The following is a 14,624-nucleotide window of genomic DNA, read 5'->3' on the forward strand; positions in this document are numbered from 1 at the left end:
GACGACGTCGAGCGTGGCCAGGTGCTGGCCAAGCCGGGTTCGATCAAGCCGCACACCGATTTCGAAGCCGAAGTCTATGTGCTGTCGAAGGACGAAGGCGGCCGTCACACCCCGTTCTTCAAGGGCTACCGTCCGCAGTTCTACTTCCGCACCACCGACATCACCGGTGCGGTCGAGCTGCCGGAAGGCACCGAGATGGTGATGCCGGGCGACAACGTGAAGATGGTGGTCACGCTGATCAACCCGGTCGCCATGGACGAAGGCCTGCGCTTCGCGATCCGCGAAGGCGGTCGTACCGTCGGCGCCGGCGTGGTCGCCAAGATCCTCAAGTGATCTGACGGGCCACGCGCGCATCGCGCGCGTGGCCACTGGCCCAAGGGCTGGTCGGGCAGGGCATCCATTGATTTCGATTTCGACTTCGCCATTCCGAGGTCCGACATGCGAATCCTGGATCCCCTGCTTTGCGGGGTGACGATCGAAAGGCGGGCCGGCTATGCCGGTCCGTCCGGTTTTGGCGGGGGCTTGCGTCCAAGCCTGCGTACCCGCTAGAATGCAAGACCCTCGCGGACATGCTGTCATCAGATGCCCGCGAAATCGCGAAATGAGGTGCAGGATGCCCTCGTCTTCGCCAGACACGGAAATGTCGCGAGGCTGTGCTCCACCCGTTCCGGAGATTTCCGGAGCACGAAGGGATGGAGCGGATCACCGCGTCCAAATTTCTGTGTCTGGGCGGACCGGGTAACCGGTCTGCCTTTTGTGTTTGCAAGGAAAGGCCCCGGGGCGCGGGTGAATGCCTCGGATCGCCACGAATCAATGGGGTTCTGCGCACCCAGCCGCAGGCCCGTCGCTCTTTCAACCAAGGATATTTCCGTCATGACGGACCAAAAGATCCGGATCCGCCTCAAGGCATTCGATCACCGCCTGATCGATCGCTCGGCAAGCGAGATCGTCGAGACCGCCAAGCGGACCGGTGCGCAGGTGCGCGGCCCGATCCCACTGCCGACCAAAATCGAGCGTTACACCATCCTGACGTCGCCGCACGTCGACAAGGATGCACGTGACCAGTACGAGACCCGCACGCACAAGCGCGTGCTGGACATCGTCGACCCGAACGACAAGACCGTTGATGCGCTGATGAAGCTTGAGCTCGCAGCTGGCGTCGACGTTCAGATCAAGCTGACCTAAAGGACCGACCCATGACCGCGAAGATTCATTCGTTGGGCATCGTCGGCCGCAAGGCCGGCATGAGCCGGGTGTTCACCGAGGACGGCAAGTCCGTGCCGGTGACGCTGATCGAGGCGACCCCCAACCGCATCACCCAGATCAAGACCGTCGACACCGACGGCTACAGCGCCGTGCAGGTCACCGCAGGCGTCAAGCGTGCATCGCTGCTCAACAAGCCGGAAACCGGCCACCTCGCCAAGGCGAAGGTCGAAGCCGGCCGTGGCCTGTGGGAGCTCCGCGTCGCCGACGACAAGATCGCCGACTTCAGTGTCGGTGGCGAGATCAAGGCCGACATCTTCGAAGTAGGCCAGATCGTCGACGTCCAGGGCGTCACGAAGGGCAAGGGTTTCCAGGGCACGATCAAGCGCTGGAACTTCAAGATGGGCGACGCCACGCACGGTAACTCGCTGTCGCACCGCCAGCCGGGTTCGCTCGGTCAGCGCCAGACGCCGGGCCGCGTGTTTCCGGGCAAGAAGATGTCCGGTCACATGGGTGCCGACGTGCAGACCACGCAGCGCCTGCAGATCGTGCAGGTCGACGCCGAGCGCGGCCTGATCGCCGTCAAGGGCGCCGTGCCTGGCGCGCCGGGTGGCGACGTGATCGTGCGTCCGTCGAGCAAGGCATAAGGAGTAGCACGATGGAACTCGCAATCAACAACAGCAGCACGAAGCTGTCGGTCTCCGACGAAGTCTTCGGCCGCGATTTCAGCGAAGACCTGGTCCACCAGGTGGTCGTTGCCTACCGCAACGCCGGTCGCGCCGGTACCAAGGCGCAGAAGACCCGTTCGGAAGTCAACGGCACGACCAAGAAGTCGAAGAAGCAGAAGGGCGGCGGTGCGCGTCATGGCGCGCTGACGGCTCCGATCTTCGTCGGCGGTGGTGTGACGTTCGCGGCCAAGCCGCGCAGCTTCGCGCAGAAGGTCAACCGCAAGATGTACCGCGCGGCGATGTCGGCGATCCTGTCCGAACTCAACCGCCAGGGCCGTCTGATGGTCGTCGAGACGTTCGACCTGACCGAGACCAAGACCAGCGGCATGGTCGCCAAGCTCAAGGAATTCGATCTGGGCAAGCGTCCGCTGATCGTGACCGAGGACGCGTCCGAGCACCTGTACCTGTCGGCACGCAACCTGCCCTACGTCGAGATCCGCGACGTGCAGGGCCTGGATCCGGTCGCGCTGGTCGGCGCCGATACCGTGCTGATCACCACCGATGCGGTGAAGAAGATCGAGGAGTGGCTGGCATGAACGACGCCAAGCTCTATGAAGTGATCCGTGCGCCGCGCGTGTCCGAGAAGACCGCGCGCCTGCAGGAAGTGTCCAACCAGTACGCGTTCGAAGTGTCGACCGTCGCGACCAAGGCCGATATCAAGGCTGCGGTCGAGAAGCTGTTCGGCGTGACGGTCGAGGCTGTCAACGTGTTGAACGTGAAGGGCAAGAACAAGTCCTTCCGTCAGCGCCAGGGCAGCCGTGGCGACTGGCGCAAGGCGTACGTCAAGCTGGCCGACGGCCAGTCGATCGACGTCATGAACGCGAAGGTCTGAGGAAGCCCCGATGCCATTGATGAAATTCAAGCCCACGTCCGCCGGTCGCCGTTCCGCGGTCCGCGTCGTGCATCCGCACCTGCACAAGGGTGCGCCGCACGCCGCGCTGGTCGAGAAGAAGACCAACACCGGTGGTCGCAACCACCACGGCCGCATCACCACCCGTCACATCGGTGGTGGCCACAAGCAGCACTACCGCATCGTCGACTTCAAGCGGGACAAGGAAGGCATTCCGGCGCGCGTCGAGCGCATCGAATACGACCCCAACCGCACCGCCCACATTGCACTGCTGTGCTATGTCGACGGCGAGCGTCGCTACATCATCGCGCCGAAGGGTCTCAAGGCTGGCGATCAGGTGATCTCCGGTTCGGATGCTCCGATCAAGACCGGCAACACGCTGCCGCTGCGCAACATCCCGGTCGGCTCGACGATCCACTGCATCGAGATGAAGCCGGGCAAGGGCGCGCAGATTGCCCGCGCCGCCGGTGCCGGCGTGCAGCTGGTGTCGCGCGAAGGCGTCTACGCGACTGTCCGCCTGCGTTCGGGCGAAGTGCGTCGCGTGCCGTCCGAGTGCCGCGCCACGATCGGCGAGGTCAGCAACGACGAGCACAGCCTCGAGAAGCTGGGCAAGGCCGGTGCGAAGCGCTGGCGTGGCGTCAAGCCGACCGTCCGCGGTGCGGCGATGAACCCGGTCGACCATCCGCACGGTGGTGGTGAGGCCAAGGCCGGTCAGGGTAATCCGCACCCGGTCACGCCCTGGGGTGTCCCGACCAAGGGCTACAAGACCCGCCACAACAAGCGGACGCAGCAGTTCATCGTGCGCGATCGCAGGAGCTGATAGACCATGGCACGTTCACTCAAGAAGGGTCCCTTCGTCGACCACCACCTCATCAAGAAGGTGGAAGCCGCGGGTTCCAACACCAAGAAGCCGATCAAGACCTGGTCGCGTCGCTCGATGGTCCTGCCGGACATGATCGGTTTCACCATCGCCATCCACAACGGCAAGAACCACGTCCCGGTGCTGGTCAACGAGAACATGGTGGGCCACAAGCTCGGCGAATTCGCGCTGACCCGGACCTTCAAGGGTCACGGCGGCGACAAGAAGTCGGGCAGGTAAGGAGCGCACAATGGACAAGGCAACGAAAGCCCGCCTCGAAGAGCAGAAGCGCGCTCGCACCGAGGTCAACAAGCGCACCGCGATTCTTCGCACCGCGCGCATCTCGCCGCAGAAGGCACGTCTGGTCGCTGACCAGGTCCGTGGTCTGCCGGTCGAGCGCGCCGTCGGCCTGCTGAAGTTCTCGGACAAGAAGGCCGCTCACATGATCAAGAAGGTCGTCGAGTCGGCCATCGCCAACGCGGAGAACAACGCTGGCGCCGACGTCGATGAACTGAAGATCGCCACCATCACGGTCGACGAAGGTCCGACGCTGAAGCGCTTCATGGCGCGCGCAAAGGGACGCGGTACCCGCATCCTCAAGCGCACCAGCCACATCACCGTCGTCGTGGGAGAGGGCAAGTAATATGGGTCACAAAGTTCATCCCACCGGCATCCGCCTTGGCATCGCCAAGGACTGGAACTCCAAGTGGTACGCCGGCAAGAAGGAATACGCCGAGTACCTGGCCGCTGACCTGAAGGTCCGCGAGATGCTGCGCAAGCGTCTCGCCCAGGCCGGCATCAGCAAGATCCTGATCGAGCGTCCGGCCAAGACCGCTCGCGTGACGATCCACACCGCCCGTCCGGGCGTCGTGATCGGCAAGCGTGGCGAGGACATCGAGAAGCTCCGCAAGGACGTCAGCGACATGATGGGCGTTCCCGCGCACATCAACGTCACCGAGGTCCGCAAGCCGGAACTCGACGCGCAGCTGGTCGCCGAATCGATCGCGCAGCAGCTCGAGCGCCGCATCATGTTCCGTCGCGCGATGAAGCGCGCGGTGGGCAATGCGATGCGCCTGGGTGCGCTGGGCATCAAGGTCAACGTCGCCGGCCGCCTTAACGGCGCCGAAATCGCACGTTCGGAGTGGTACCGCGAAGGTCGCGTGCCGCTTCACACGTTGCGCGCCGACGTCGACTACGGCTTCGCCGAGGCCAAGACGACCTACGGGATCATCGGCATCAAGACCTGGATCTACAAGGGCGAGATCTTCGATTTCAGCCAGGTAGGCCAGGAGAAGCAGGACGACACGCCGCGTGGCGACCGTAATGATCGCGGTGACCGCGACCGTCGTGGTCCGCGTCGCGAGCGCGAGGCGAGGGATTAATCATGCTGCAACCCAAGCGAACCAAATACCGCAAGATGCACAAGGGCCGTAACGACGGCCTGGCGTGGAGCGGCAATGCCGTCAGCTTCGGCGAGTTCGGTCTGCGGGCCACCGCGACCGGCCAGCTGACCGCACGTCAGATCGAAGCGGGCCGTCGGTCCATCAGCCGTCACGTCAAGCGCGGCGGCAAGATGTGGATCCGCGTGTTCCCGGACAAGCCGATCACCAAGAAGCCGATCGAAGTCCGAATGGGCTCCGGTAAGGGCAGCGTCGAGTACTGGGTCGCGCAGATCCAGCCCGGCCGCATGATCTTCGAGATCGAGGGTGTCGAGGAGGAGGTGGCGCGTGAAGCGTTCCGCCTGGCCGCCGCGAAGCTGTCGGTCACCACCCAATTCGTGACCCGGACGGTGCGCTGATGGCTACGACCAAGGAACTCCGCGAGAAGTCGGTCGAGGATTTGCAGTCGCACCTCCTCGAACTGCACAAGGAGCGTTTCTCGCTCCGCATGCAGAAGGCCACTGGCCAGCTGACCAAGACGCACGAAGCCCGTCGGGTGCGCCGCGAGATTGCTCGCGTCAATACCCTGATCGGTCAGAAGAAGTAAGGACCCGACCATGAATACCGAAAAGAAGCAGCGTACGGTCCAGGGCCGCGTGGTCAGCAACAAGATGGACAAGACCGTCACCGTGCTGGTCGAGCGTCAGGTCAAGCACGCGCTGTACGGCAAGTACATCAAGCGTTCGACCAAGCTCCACGCCCATGACGCCGACAACGCGTGTCAGGAAGGCGATCTGGTGAAGGTCGTCGAGATTGCGCCGATGTCGAAGACCAAGAACTGGCGCGTGGCCGAGATCGTCACGCGCGCCGCCGAATAACGCCAGGAGCTCGAAATGATCCAGATGCAGAGCCACCTCGACGTGGCGGACAATAGCGGTGCCAAGGAAGTGATGTGCATCAAGGTGCTCGGCGGCTCCAAGCGCCGTTACGCCGCGATCGGCGACATCATCAAGGTGTCGATCAAGGAAGCGATTCCGCGTGGCAAGGTCAAGAAGGGCGAGGTCTATGACGCCGTCGTGGTGCGTACCCGCAAGGGTGTGCGTCGTGCCGACGGTTCGTTGATCCGCTTCGATGGCAACGCTGCGGTGTTGCTCAACAACAAGCAGGAGCCGATCGGCACCCGCATCTTCGGGCCCGTGACCCGTGAACTCCGTTCCGAGAAGTTCATGAAGATCGTCTCGCTCGCGCCCGAAGTGCTCTGAGCGAGGACACGAAAATGGCCAATCGAATCAAGAAGGGCGACCACGTGATCGTGATCGCCGGCAAGGACAAGGGTAAGCGCGGTGACGTGGTGCGCGTGATCGGCGACAAGGTCGTCGTTTCGAACATCAACATCATCAAGCGCCACACCAAGCCCAACCCGCAGGCCGGCCAGGCTGGTGGCGTGGTCGAGCGTGAAGCGCCGATCCATGCTTCTAACGTGATGCCGTTCAATCCTGCCACGGGCAAGGGCGAGCGCATTGGAACCAAGACACTCGAGGATGGACGCACGCTGCGCGTGTTCCGCTCGAGCGGTGAGGCGCTTGACGCCTGAGGATGAAGAAATGACGACCCGTCTGGAACAGTTCTACAAGGATGAGGTGGTGCCGAAGCTCATGGAGCAGTTCGGCTACGCCAACATCATGCAGGTCCCGCGCCTGTCCAAGGTCACGCTCAACATGGGCGTGGGCGAGGCTGCTGCGAACAAGAAGGTGCTCGAGCACGCAACCGCCGACATGGCCAAGATCAGCGGCCAGAAGCCGCTGGTGACCAAGTCGCGCGTGTCGGTGGCCTCGTTCAAGATCCGCGACGGCTGGCCGATCGGCTGCAAGGTCACGCTGCGTCGCAAGGGCATGTACGAGTTCATCGATCGCCTGATCAATGTCTCGCTGCCGCGCGTGCGCGACTTCCGTGGCGTGTCCGGTCGTTCGTTCGACGGCCGTGGCAACTTCAACATGGGCGTGAAGGAACAGATCATCTTCCCGGAAATCGACTTCGACCAGGTCGACGCGATCCGCGGCATGGATATCGCCATCACCACGACCGCCCGCACCAACGAAGAAGCCAAGGCCCTGCTGGAAGCCTTCCGCTTCCCGTTCCGCAACTGATCCGAAGGCAGAGCATTTATGGCAAAGACGTCCATGATCAATCGCGAGGCCAAGCGCACCAAGCTGGCCAAGCAGCATGCCGAGAAGCGTGCGGCGCTGAAGAAGATCATCAGCAGCCCGACCGCAGGCTACGAAGAAAAGGCCGATGCGGTGATCAAGCTGCAGAAGCTGCCGCGCGATTCGTCGCCGGCCCGTCAGACGACGCGCTGTGCCCTGTCCGGGCGCCCGCGTGGCGTGTACAGCAAGTTCGGCCTCGGCCGCAACATGCTGCGTCAGGCCACGATGCGTGGTGACGTGCCCGGCCTGCGCAAGGCCAGCTGGTAATCCAGGGTCGCGCATTTATACGGGTCTGGCGTTCCGGCGCCGGACCTGTAGAATACCGCCCCTCACGCCACACCCCGTCCGGGTCCGGTCGGGTTCAAAACTAGTGTTCGCGAAAGCGGATATCGGTGCACTCAGAAGGTAATCATCATGAGCATGACTGATCCCATCGCCGACATGCTGGTCCGCATCAGGAATGCGGCAGCGGTCGGTAAGCAGACGGTAAAAATGCCGTCGTCCAAGATCAAGGTCGCGATCGCCAACGTCCTGAAGGACGAGGGTTACATCGGCGAAGCACGCGTGACCGAGAACGGCGCCAAGGCCGAACTCGAGATCGTCCTCAAGTATTACGAAGGCCGCCCGGTGATCGAGCGCCTGCAGCGCTTCTCGCGCTCGGGCCTGCGCCAGTATCGCGGCAAGGATGCGCTGCCGAAGGTTCTCAACGGCATGGGCATCGCCATCATCTCCACGTCGAAAGGCATCATGACCGACGCGCAGGCACGCCAGCAGGGCGTCGGCGGTGAAGTCCTGTGCTTCGTGGCTTAAGGGAGTAAGCGAATAATGTCCCGCGTCGCCAAGAAGCCGATCGCCCTCCCGAAGGGCGTAGAACTCAACATCCAGTCCGAACTGGTCAGCGTGAAGGGCCCGAAGGGCACCCTCTCGATCACCAAGCCTGCCAACATCGACGTCAAGATCGAAGACGGCAATGCGGTGCTGTCGTCGGAAGATCCTGGGCAGACCCCGCTCACGGGCACCCTGCGTGCGATCGTCGCCAACATGGTCCACGGCGTGTCGACCGGTTTCGAGCGCAAGCTCGAGCTCGTCGGCGTCGGTTACCGTGCAGCGCTCCAGGGCACGGATCTCAACCTCTCGCTGGGCTTTTCGCACCCGGTCGTGTTCCAGGCGCCGGAAGGCATCACCCTGAGCACGCCGACCCAGACCGAGATTCTCGTCCAGGGCGCAGACAAGCAGCTCGTTGGTCAGGTTGCCGCCAAGATCCGCGGGTTCCGTCCGCCGGAGCCGTACAAGGGCAAGGGCGTCAAGTACTCCGACGAAACCATCATTCGCAAGGAAGCCAAGAAGGCCTAAGGCCCATCCGCTTCCCGAGGATCTAGATCATGAGCATCAAGAACAACGCCCGTCTGCGTCGCGCCAAGAGCACCCGTGCGCATATCCGTGTCCTGGGCGTGCCGCGTCTGTCGGTGCTGCGCACCGGCCAGCACATCTACGCCCAGCTGTTCAACGCCGACGGCTCCAAGGTTCTGGCTGCCGCCAGCACCCTGCAGGCCGACGTCAAGGACGGCCTCAAGAACGGCAAGAACAGCGACGCCGCCAGCAAGGTGGGTCGCGCGATCGCCGAGAAGGCCAAGGCTGCAGGTATCGAGAAGGTCGCGTTCGACCGTTCGGGCTACCGCTACCATGGTCGCATCAAGGCGCTCGCAGACGCTGCCCGCGAAGGCGGCCTGCAGTTCTGATTAGTACGTCGTCGATGCGGGGCTTCCGGCCCCGCGTCGCCTGACCCGCCGGCACGGGAAGTGCCGGGCGCCCGCGGCCTTCTGTGCCGCGTCAGCGTTCCACCGATCCGCACCCCAACTACAAGCGGCCCGAGCCGTACATCTCTCAACCACTACAGGCATCAACGATGGCAAACGAAAGGGAAAACCGCGGGCGCGACCGCAATCGCGACCGTGAGGAACTCGACGACGGCATGATCGAGAAGCTGATCACGGTCAACCGCGTCAGCAAGACCGTCAAGGGCGGTCGCCAGTTCACCTTCACCGCGCTGACGGTCGTCGGCGACGGTAACGGCAAGGTCGGTTTCGGTTACGGCAAGGCGCGCGAAGTGCCGGTCGCGATCCAGAAGTCGATGGAGCAGGCCCGCAAGAACCAGAAGGCTGTCGATCTCAACGGCAGCACGCTGTGGCACACCGTCAAGTCGCGTCATGGCGCGGCAAACGTGTTCATGCAGCCCGCGTCCGAGGGTACCGGCGTGATCGCCGGTGGCGCGATGCGCGCCGTGCTCGAGGCCGTCGGCGTCAAGGACGTGCTGGCGAAGGCGGTGGGCTCGCGCAATCCGATCAACCTGGTGCGCGCCACGATCCGCGGCCTCAACGAAATGCACTCGCCGGCGCAGATCGCTGCCAAGCGCGGCAAGAAGCTGGAGGACATTGGGCATGGCTAATAACGAGAACACTGGCGGCACCGTCAAGGTGCGCCTGGTCAAGGGCATGCGTGGCTCGCAGGCCAAGCACCGCCTGTCGGTGCGTGCGCTGGGCCTCAACAAGCTCAACGACGTGCGCGAACTGAAGGACAGCCCGCAGGTCCGTGGCCTGATCAACAAGGTCCACTATCTGGTCCGGGTCGAGGAGTAATCGAATGAAGCTCAACACACTCAAGCCCGCACAGGGCGCCCGCACCGAGCGTACGCGCGTCGGTCGCGGTATCGGTTCGGGCCTGGGCAAGACCGCCGGTCGCGGCCACAAGGGCTCGTTCGCGCGCTCGGGCAAGGGCAAGATCAAGGCCGGCTTCGAAGGCGGCCAGATGCCGCTGCGCAAGCGTCTGCCGAAGGTCGGCTTCCGCTCGAAGCTCAAGCTGGACGTCGCCGAAGTGATGCTCTACCAGCTCGACAAGCTCGATGGCGACATCGACTTCGCCGCGCTGCGTGCCGCCAAGCTGGTGCCCAGCACCGCCAAGCGCGCAAAGATCGTCAAGAAGGGCGAGATCAGCAAGAAGCTCGTGCTGAAGGGCATCCTGGCGACTGCTGGCGCCCGTGAGGCGATCGAAGCCGCTGGCGGCAAGGTCGAGGAGTAAGCCGGATGTCGCGTAGCGGCAGCGCAATGGGCGGCGTCGGCGCCGGGCTCGGTAAGTTTACCGAGCTCCGCCAGCGCCTGCTGTTCGTGCTCGGGGCGTTGATCGTCTACCGCATCGGGTGCTTCATCCCGGTGCCGGGCGTCAATCCCGAGGCCATGCTGCAGCTGATGGAGCAGCAGCAAGGCACCATCGTGGACATGTTCAACATGTTCTCCGGCGGCGCCCTGTCGCGGTTCAGCCTGTTCGCGTTGAACGTGATTCCGTACATCTCCGCGTCGATCGTCATGCAGCTGCTCGTGCAGGTCGTGCCGAGCCTGAAGGCCATCCAGAAGGAAGGCGAATCAGGACGCCGCCGGATCACCCAGTGGTCGCGCATCGGCGCGATCCCGCTGGCCGTGTTCCAGTCGGCGGGTATCGCGGTGGCGCTGCAGAGCTCGGGTGCCAACAACGGTATTCCGGTCGTCTACGCACCGGGCATGGGCTTCGTGCTGACCGCGATCATCGCGCTCACCGCGGGCACGATGTTCCTGGTGTGGCTGGGCGAGCAGGTGACGGAGCGGGGCATCGGCAACGGTATCTCGCTGATCATCTTCGCCGGCATCGTGGCGGGTCTTCCGGGCGCCGTTCTGGGCACGTTCGATTCGTTGCGCAACGGCGACATGAGCCCGATCGCGGCGATCCTGCTGGTGCTGGTGGTGCTGGCGGCGACGTTCTTCGTGGTGTTCGTGGAGCGTGGTCAGCGTCGGATCACGGTCAATTACGCGCGCCGTCAAGGCGGTCGCAACGCGTACATGAACCAGAGCTCGTTCCTGCCGCTCAAGCTCAACATGGCGGGCGTGATTCCGGCGATCTTTGCATCGTCGATCATCATGTTCCCGGCGACGGTGACCACCTGGTTTGGCGAGGCGACCTCGTCCAGCGGCTGGCAGCAGGCATTGCAGCGGATGGCGCAGGCGATTTCGCCGGGCGAGCCGCTGTACGTACTGCTGTTCGGTGGCCTGATTGCCGGCTTTGCGTTCTTCTACACGGCGCTGGTGTTCAACAGCCAGGAAACGGCGGACAACCTCAAGAAGTCGGGCGCGCTGATTCCGGGCATCCGCCCGGGCAAGGCTACGGCTGACTACATCGACGGCGTGCTGACCCGCCTCACGGCGGTCGGTGCGGCCTATCTGGTGCTGGTCTGTTTGCTGCCCGAGTTCATGCGTGCCGAGTTCGGCAGCTCCTTCTACTTCGGTGGCACGTCGCTGCTGATCGTGGTGGTGGTGGTCATGGACTTCATCGCCCAGGTCCAGTCGCACCTCATGTCGCATCAGTACGAAAGCCTGCTGAAGAAGGCGAACCTGAAGGGTTCGCGCAGCGGCGGTGGCCTGAGCGGCCGCTGACTGAATACGCCGGACGGCCGCAAGGCGTCCGGCATGGTTCTCGCGGCTCGGGTACTCCCCCAGCCGCACCGCATCGCCCGGCCGGGCGATGCATGAAGTCCGGACCAACGCGCCGGACTTCAGATGGGCGACTCGCGCGGCGGTCTCGTGCGCGGGTGGTACCGGGACATCCGTGCGCCAGAGTAGCGCGCGGGGCAGGCGAGGGAATCGATCCCCGAATCTGCCACCCCGATACTGTCGCCGGAGCATGGGCACGCTCCCCATGCCGGGTCTTCTGGCGCCTTGGCGCCGTGGACTTCCCGTAAGTACGAGGCCCTGTTATCATTTCTTGTTCCCTTTTGCCAGGACTGAACCCCTGGCAGCCAAACCAGTTGGAGATCCGCGCATGGCGCGTATTGCAGGTGTGAACCTGCCTGCCCAGAAGCATGTCTGGGTCGGGCTTCAGAGCATCTACGGCATCGGCCGTACCCGATCGAAGAAGGTCTGCGAAGCCGCAGGCGTTGAATCGAACACCAAGATCCGCGACCTGTCGGAGCCGGAAGTCGAGCGCTTGCGTTCGGAAGTCGGCAAGTACGTGGTCGAAGGCGACCTTCGCCGCGAAATCGGCATGGCCATCAAGCGTCTGATGGACCTGTCGTGCTACCGCGGCCTGCGTCACCGTCGTGGTCTCCCGCTGCGTGGCCAGCGCACCCGGACCAATGCACGCACCCGCAAGGGTCCGCGCAAGGCCATCAGGAAGTAAGGAATAGACCATGGCCAAGCCCGCAGCAACCAAGACCAAGAAGAAGATCAAGCGCGTCGTCACCGACGGCATCGCGCATGTCCACGCTTCGTTCAACAACACGATCATCACGATCACCGACCGCCAGGGCAACGCGCTCTCGTGGGCGACTTCGGGCGGTGCCGGTTTCCGCGGCTCGCGCAAGTCGACCCCGTTCGCAGCCCAGGTCGCCGCCGAGAAGGCCGGCAAGGCCGCCCTCGACTACGGCGTCAAGTCGCTGGAAGTCCGCATCAAGGGCCCGGGACCGGGTCGTGAGTCGGCCGTGCGCTCGCTGAACAACGTGGGCTACAAGATCATCAACATCATCGACGTGACGCCCATCCCGCACAACGGATGCCGCCCGCCGAAGAAGCGTCGCGTCTAAAGGAGCGATAAAGAAATGGCTCGTTACATCGGTCCTACCTGTAAGCTCGCGCGCCGCGAAGGCGCCGACCTCTCCCTCAAGAGCCCGACCCGCGCGCTCGACTCGAAGTGCAAGCTGGAGCAGAAGCCCGGCCAGCACGGTGCCGGTACCGGCGCGCGTCGCAGCAAGCTGTCCGACTACGCCACCCAGCTTCGCGAGAAGCAGAAGGTCAAGCGTACGTACGGTCTGCTCGAGCGGCAGTTCCGCAACTACTACAAGAAGGCGTCGAACAAGAAGGGCAACACGGGTGAAAACCTGCTGCAGCTCCTCGAAACCCGCCTCGACAACGTCATCTACCGCATGGGCTTTGCGGTGACCCGTCCGGCCGCGCGCCAGCTGGTCTCCCATCGCGGCGTCACGGTCAACGGCCAGTCCGTCAACCTGCCGTCCTACCAGGTCAAGGCGGGCGACGCGATTGCGCTGTCCGAGAAGGCGCAGAAGCAGCTCCGCGTGCAGGAAGCGCTGACCGTATGGTCGACGATGGACCTGGCGCCGTCGTGGGTCGAAGTCGACTCCAAGGCGTTCAGTGGTGTCTTCAAGGCCGTTCCGGATCGTGGTGATCTGCCGGCAGATATCAACGAAGCGCTGATCGTCGAGCTGTACTCGAAGTAATTCAACCAGGTACCGCCGCGTGACAAGCGCGGCGGTCCTCAGGAGACACACACACATGACGGCTACCGCCAACCAGGTCCTGCGTCCTCGCGGCCCGCAGATCGAACGCCTCGCCGGCAACCGTGCGAAGGTCGTGATCGAGCCGCTGGAGCGCGGGTACGGGCACACGCTGGGCAATGCCCTGCGTCGCGTGCTCCTGTCGTCGATTCCGGGCTTCGCGATCACCGAAGTCGAGATCGACGGCGTGCTGCACGAGTACAGCACCATCGAGGGCCTGCAGGAAGACGTGCTGGAAGTCCTGCTCAACCTCAAGGACGTCGCCATCCGCATGGGGACCGGCGAAAGCGCCACGCTGTCGCTGTCGAAGTCGGGTCCGGGCGTCGTGACTGCTGCCGACATCAAGACCGACCACAACGTCGAGGTCCTCAACGGCGAGCACATCATCTGCCACCTGACCAAGGACGCGTCGATCAACATGCGTCTGAAGATCGAGCGTGGCTTCGGTTACCAGCCGGCCTCGGCCCGTCGCCGTCCGGATGAAGAAACCCGCGTCATCGGCCGTCTGATGCTTGACGCGTCGTTCTCGCCCGTGCGCCGCGTGGCGTACGAAGTCGAAGCGGCCCGCGTCGAACAGCGCACCGACCTCGACAAGCTGGTGCTCGACATCGAGACCAACGGCACGATCGATGCCGAGGAAGCCGTGCGCACCGCCGCCGACATCCTCACCGACCAGCTGTCGGTGTTCGGCGACTTCACGCACCGCGACCGCGGCGCAGCGAAGCCGCAGACCCCGGGCGTCGACCCGATCCTGCTGCGTCCGATCGATGATCTCGAGCTGACGGTGCGTTCGGCCAACTGCCTCAAGGCCGAGAGCATCTACTACATCGGCGACCTGATCCAGAAGACCGAAGTCGAGCTGCTCAAGACCCCGAACCTCGGCAAGAAGTCGCTGACCGAGATCAAGGAAGTCCTCGCGCAGCGTGGCCTTGCCCTGGGCATGAAGCTGGAGAACTGGCCGCCGGTCGGCGTCTCCGCGCACGGCATGCTCGGCTGATATACCCGGAAGGCGTGCCCGAGGGCGCGCCTTCCGACCATCGTGAGACAGGCCTCGAGGCCTGCCACGATCGCCGGTGAAGGACAACCGGTTC

The 14,624-nt window shown here is 63.9% G+C and carries 26 protein-coding genes and 1 pseudogene; all 27 read left to right on the forward strand.

Features of this window, described 5'->3' with window-relative positions; genetic code table 11:
- Positions 1-333, forward strand: a pseudogene (locus EGK76_RS06455) (elongation factor Tu); the annotation flags it as partial.
- A gap of 540 nt (positions 334-873) precedes the next feature.
- On the forward strand, positions 874-1,185 hold the full coding sequence (rpsJ, locus tag EGK76_RS06460; RefSeq protein WP_047137645.1) for a 30S ribosomal protein S10: 312 nt from the start codon (positions 874-876) through the stop codon (positions 1,183-1,185).
- Positions 1,186-1,196: 11 nt separating this feature from the next.
- On the forward strand, positions 1,197-1,850 hold the full coding sequence (rplC, locus tag EGK76_RS06465; RefSeq protein ID WP_096297408.1) for a 50S ribosomal protein L3: 654 nt from the start codon (positions 1,197-1,199) through the stop codon (positions 1,848-1,850).
- A gap of 11 nt (positions 1,851-1,861) precedes the next feature.
- Entirely contained in the window at positions 1,862-2,467 is a 606-nt protein-coding gene (rplD, locus tag EGK76_RS06470) for a 50S ribosomal protein L4 (protein ID WP_096297409.1), read from the forward strand.
- The gene (gene rplW, locus EGK76_RS06475) at positions 2,464-2,763 is read left to right on the forward strand and encodes a 50S ribosomal protein L23 (protein WP_096297410.1); all 300 of its coding nucleotides are present in this window, start codon (positions 2,464-2,466) and stop codon (positions 2,761-2,763) included. The genes rplD and rplW overlap by 4 nt, the downstream gene beginning before the upstream one ends.
- A gap of 10 nt (positions 2,764-2,773) precedes the next feature.
- A complete protein-coding gene (gene rplB / locus EGK76_RS06480; protein WP_096297411.1) occupies positions 2,774-3,601 on the forward strand; it encodes a 50S ribosomal protein L2 in 828 nt (275 codons plus the stop codon).
- Between the two features lie 6 nt (positions 3,602-3,607).
- Positions 3,608-3,880: a 30S ribosomal protein S19 gene (gene rpsS, locus EGK76_RS06485; RefSeq protein WP_096208158.1), complete on the forward strand. Its 273-nt coding sequence runs from the start codon at positions 3,608-3,610 to the stop codon at positions 3,878-3,880.
- A gap of 10 nt (positions 3,881-3,890) precedes the next feature.
- Positions 3,891-4,283, forward strand: coding sequence for a 50S ribosomal protein L22 (rplV, locus tag EGK76_RS06490; RefSeq protein WP_055246839.1), 393 nt, complete (start codon positions 3,891-3,893; stop codon positions 4,281-4,283).
- A gap of 1 nt (position 4,284) precedes the next feature.
- On the forward strand, positions 4,285-5,022 hold the full coding sequence (gene rpsC / locus EGK76_RS06495; RefSeq protein ID WP_096297412.1) for a 30S ribosomal protein S3: 738 nt from the start codon (positions 4,285-4,287) through the stop codon (positions 5,020-5,022).
- Between the two features lie 2 nt (positions 5,023-5,024).
- Positions 5,025-5,438 (forward strand): 50S ribosomal protein L16, encoded by a 414-nt coding sequence (gene rplP, locus EGK76_RS06500; RefSeq protein ID WP_096297413.1) that lies wholly within the window; start codon positions 5,025-5,027, stop codon positions 5,436-5,438.
- Entirely contained in the window at positions 5,438-5,626 is a 189-nt protein-coding gene (rpmC, locus tag EGK76_RS06505) for a 50S ribosomal protein L29 (RefSeq protein WP_096297414.1), read from the forward strand. The genes rplP and rpmC overlap by 1 nt, the downstream gene beginning before the upstream one ends.
- A gap of 10 nt (positions 5,627-5,636) precedes the next feature.
- A complete protein-coding gene (gene rpsQ, locus EGK76_RS06510; protein WP_055246847.1) occupies positions 5,637-5,897 on the forward strand; it encodes a 30S ribosomal protein S17 in 261 nt (86 codons plus the stop codon).
- Positions 5,898-5,912: 15 nt separating this feature from the next.
- Complete coding sequence (rplN, locus tag EGK76_RS06515) at positions 5,913-6,281, forward strand: 50S ribosomal protein L14 (protein WP_096297415.1); 369 nt, start codon at positions 5,913-5,915, stop codon at positions 6,279-6,281.
- A gap of 14 nt (positions 6,282-6,295) precedes the next feature.
- Complete coding sequence (rplX, locus tag EGK76_RS06520; RefSeq protein WP_096297416.1) at positions 6,296-6,613, forward strand: 50S ribosomal protein L24; 318 nt, start codon at positions 6,296-6,298, stop codon at positions 6,611-6,613.
- A gap of 10 nt (positions 6,614-6,623) precedes the next feature.
- Positions 6,624-7,166 carry a 50S ribosomal protein L5 gene (gene rplE, locus EGK76_RS06525; RefSeq protein ID WP_096297417.1) on the forward strand — a complete coding sequence of 181 codons (543 nt, stop codon included), beginning with the start codon at positions 6,624-6,626 and terminating at the stop codon, positions 7,164-7,166.
- 18 nt (positions 7,167-7,184) lie between these two features.
- Positions 7,185-7,490 carry a 30S ribosomal protein S14 gene (gene rpsN, locus EGK76_RS06530; protein WP_096297418.1) on the forward strand — a complete coding sequence of 102 codons (306 nt, stop codon included), beginning with the start codon at positions 7,185-7,187 and terminating at the stop codon, positions 7,488-7,490.
- A 147-nt stretch (positions 7,491-7,637) separates the two neighbouring features.
- Positions 7,638-8,033 carry a 30S ribosomal protein S8 gene (rpsH, locus tag EGK76_RS06535; protein WP_096297419.1) on the forward strand — a complete coding sequence of 132 codons (396 nt, stop codon included), beginning with the start codon at positions 7,638-7,640 and terminating at the stop codon, positions 8,031-8,033.
- A gap of 15 nt (positions 8,034-8,048) precedes the next feature.
- Positions 8,049-8,576, forward strand: coding sequence for a 50S ribosomal protein L6 (gene rplF, locus EGK76_RS06540; RefSeq protein WP_096297420.1), 528 nt, complete (start codon positions 8,049-8,051; stop codon positions 8,574-8,576).
- Between the two features lie 29 nt (positions 8,577-8,605).
- Positions 8,606-8,962, forward strand: a complete 357-nt coding sequence (rplR, locus tag EGK76_RS06545; RefSeq protein ID WP_096297421.1) for a 50S ribosomal protein L18 — start codon at positions 8,606-8,608, stop codon at positions 8,960-8,962.
- 167 nt (positions 8,963-9,129) lie between these two features.
- Positions 9,130-9,669, forward strand: a complete 540-nt coding sequence (gene rpsE, locus EGK76_RS06550) for a 30S ribosomal protein S5 (RefSeq protein ID WP_096297422.1) — start codon at positions 9,130-9,132, stop codon at positions 9,667-9,669.
- Positions 9,662-9,859, forward strand: coding sequence for a 50S ribosomal protein L30 (gene rpmD, locus EGK76_RS06555; protein WP_096297423.1), 198 nt, complete (start codon positions 9,662-9,664; stop codon positions 9,857-9,859). Before rpsE ends, rpmD begins: the two co-directional genes overlap by 8 nt.
- A 4-nt stretch (positions 9,860-9,863) precedes the next feature.
- Positions 9,864-10,298: a 50S ribosomal protein L15 gene (rplO, locus tag EGK76_RS06560; protein ID WP_096297424.1), complete on the forward strand. Its 435-nt coding sequence runs from the start codon at positions 9,864-9,866 to the stop codon at positions 10,296-10,298.
- A gap of 5 nt (positions 10,299-10,303) precedes the next feature.
- Entirely contained in the window at positions 10,304-11,680 is a 1,377-nt protein-coding gene (secY, locus tag EGK76_RS06565; protein ID WP_096297425.1) for a preprotein translocase subunit SecY, read from the forward strand.
- A 385-nt stretch (positions 11,681-12,065) separates the two neighbouring features.
- The gene (rpsM, locus tag EGK76_RS06570; protein WP_096297426.1) at positions 12,066-12,422 is read left to right on the forward strand and encodes a 30S ribosomal protein S13; all 357 of its coding nucleotides are present in this window, start codon (positions 12,066-12,068) and stop codon (positions 12,420-12,422) included.
- 10 nt (positions 12,423-12,432) lie between these two features.
- Positions 12,433-12,825: a 30S ribosomal protein S11 gene (gene rpsK, locus EGK76_RS06575; protein WP_096297427.1), complete on the forward strand. Its 393-nt coding sequence runs from the start codon at positions 12,433-12,435 to the stop codon at positions 12,823-12,825.
- 15 nt (positions 12,826-12,840) lie between these two features.
- Positions 12,841-13,476 carry a 30S ribosomal protein S4 gene (rpsD, locus tag EGK76_RS06580; protein ID WP_096297428.1) on the forward strand — a complete coding sequence of 212 codons (636 nt, stop codon included), beginning with the start codon at positions 12,841-12,843 and terminating at the stop codon, positions 13,474-13,476.
- Between the two features lie 55 nt (positions 13,477-13,531).
- Positions 13,532-14,530 (forward strand): DNA-directed RNA polymerase subunit alpha, encoded by a 999-nt coding sequence (gene rpoA / locus EGK76_RS06585; RefSeq protein ID WP_096297429.1) that lies wholly within the window; start codon positions 13,532-13,534, stop codon positions 14,528-14,530.
- The last annotated feature ends 94 nt before the right edge of the window (positions 14,531-14,624 follow it).

Origin of the sequence: Luteimonas sp. 100069 (assembly GCF_003813845.1) — a bacterium.
GTDB lineage: Bacteria > Pseudomonadota > Gammaproteobacteria > Xanthomonadales > Xanthomonadaceae > Luteimonas > Luteimonas chenhongjianii.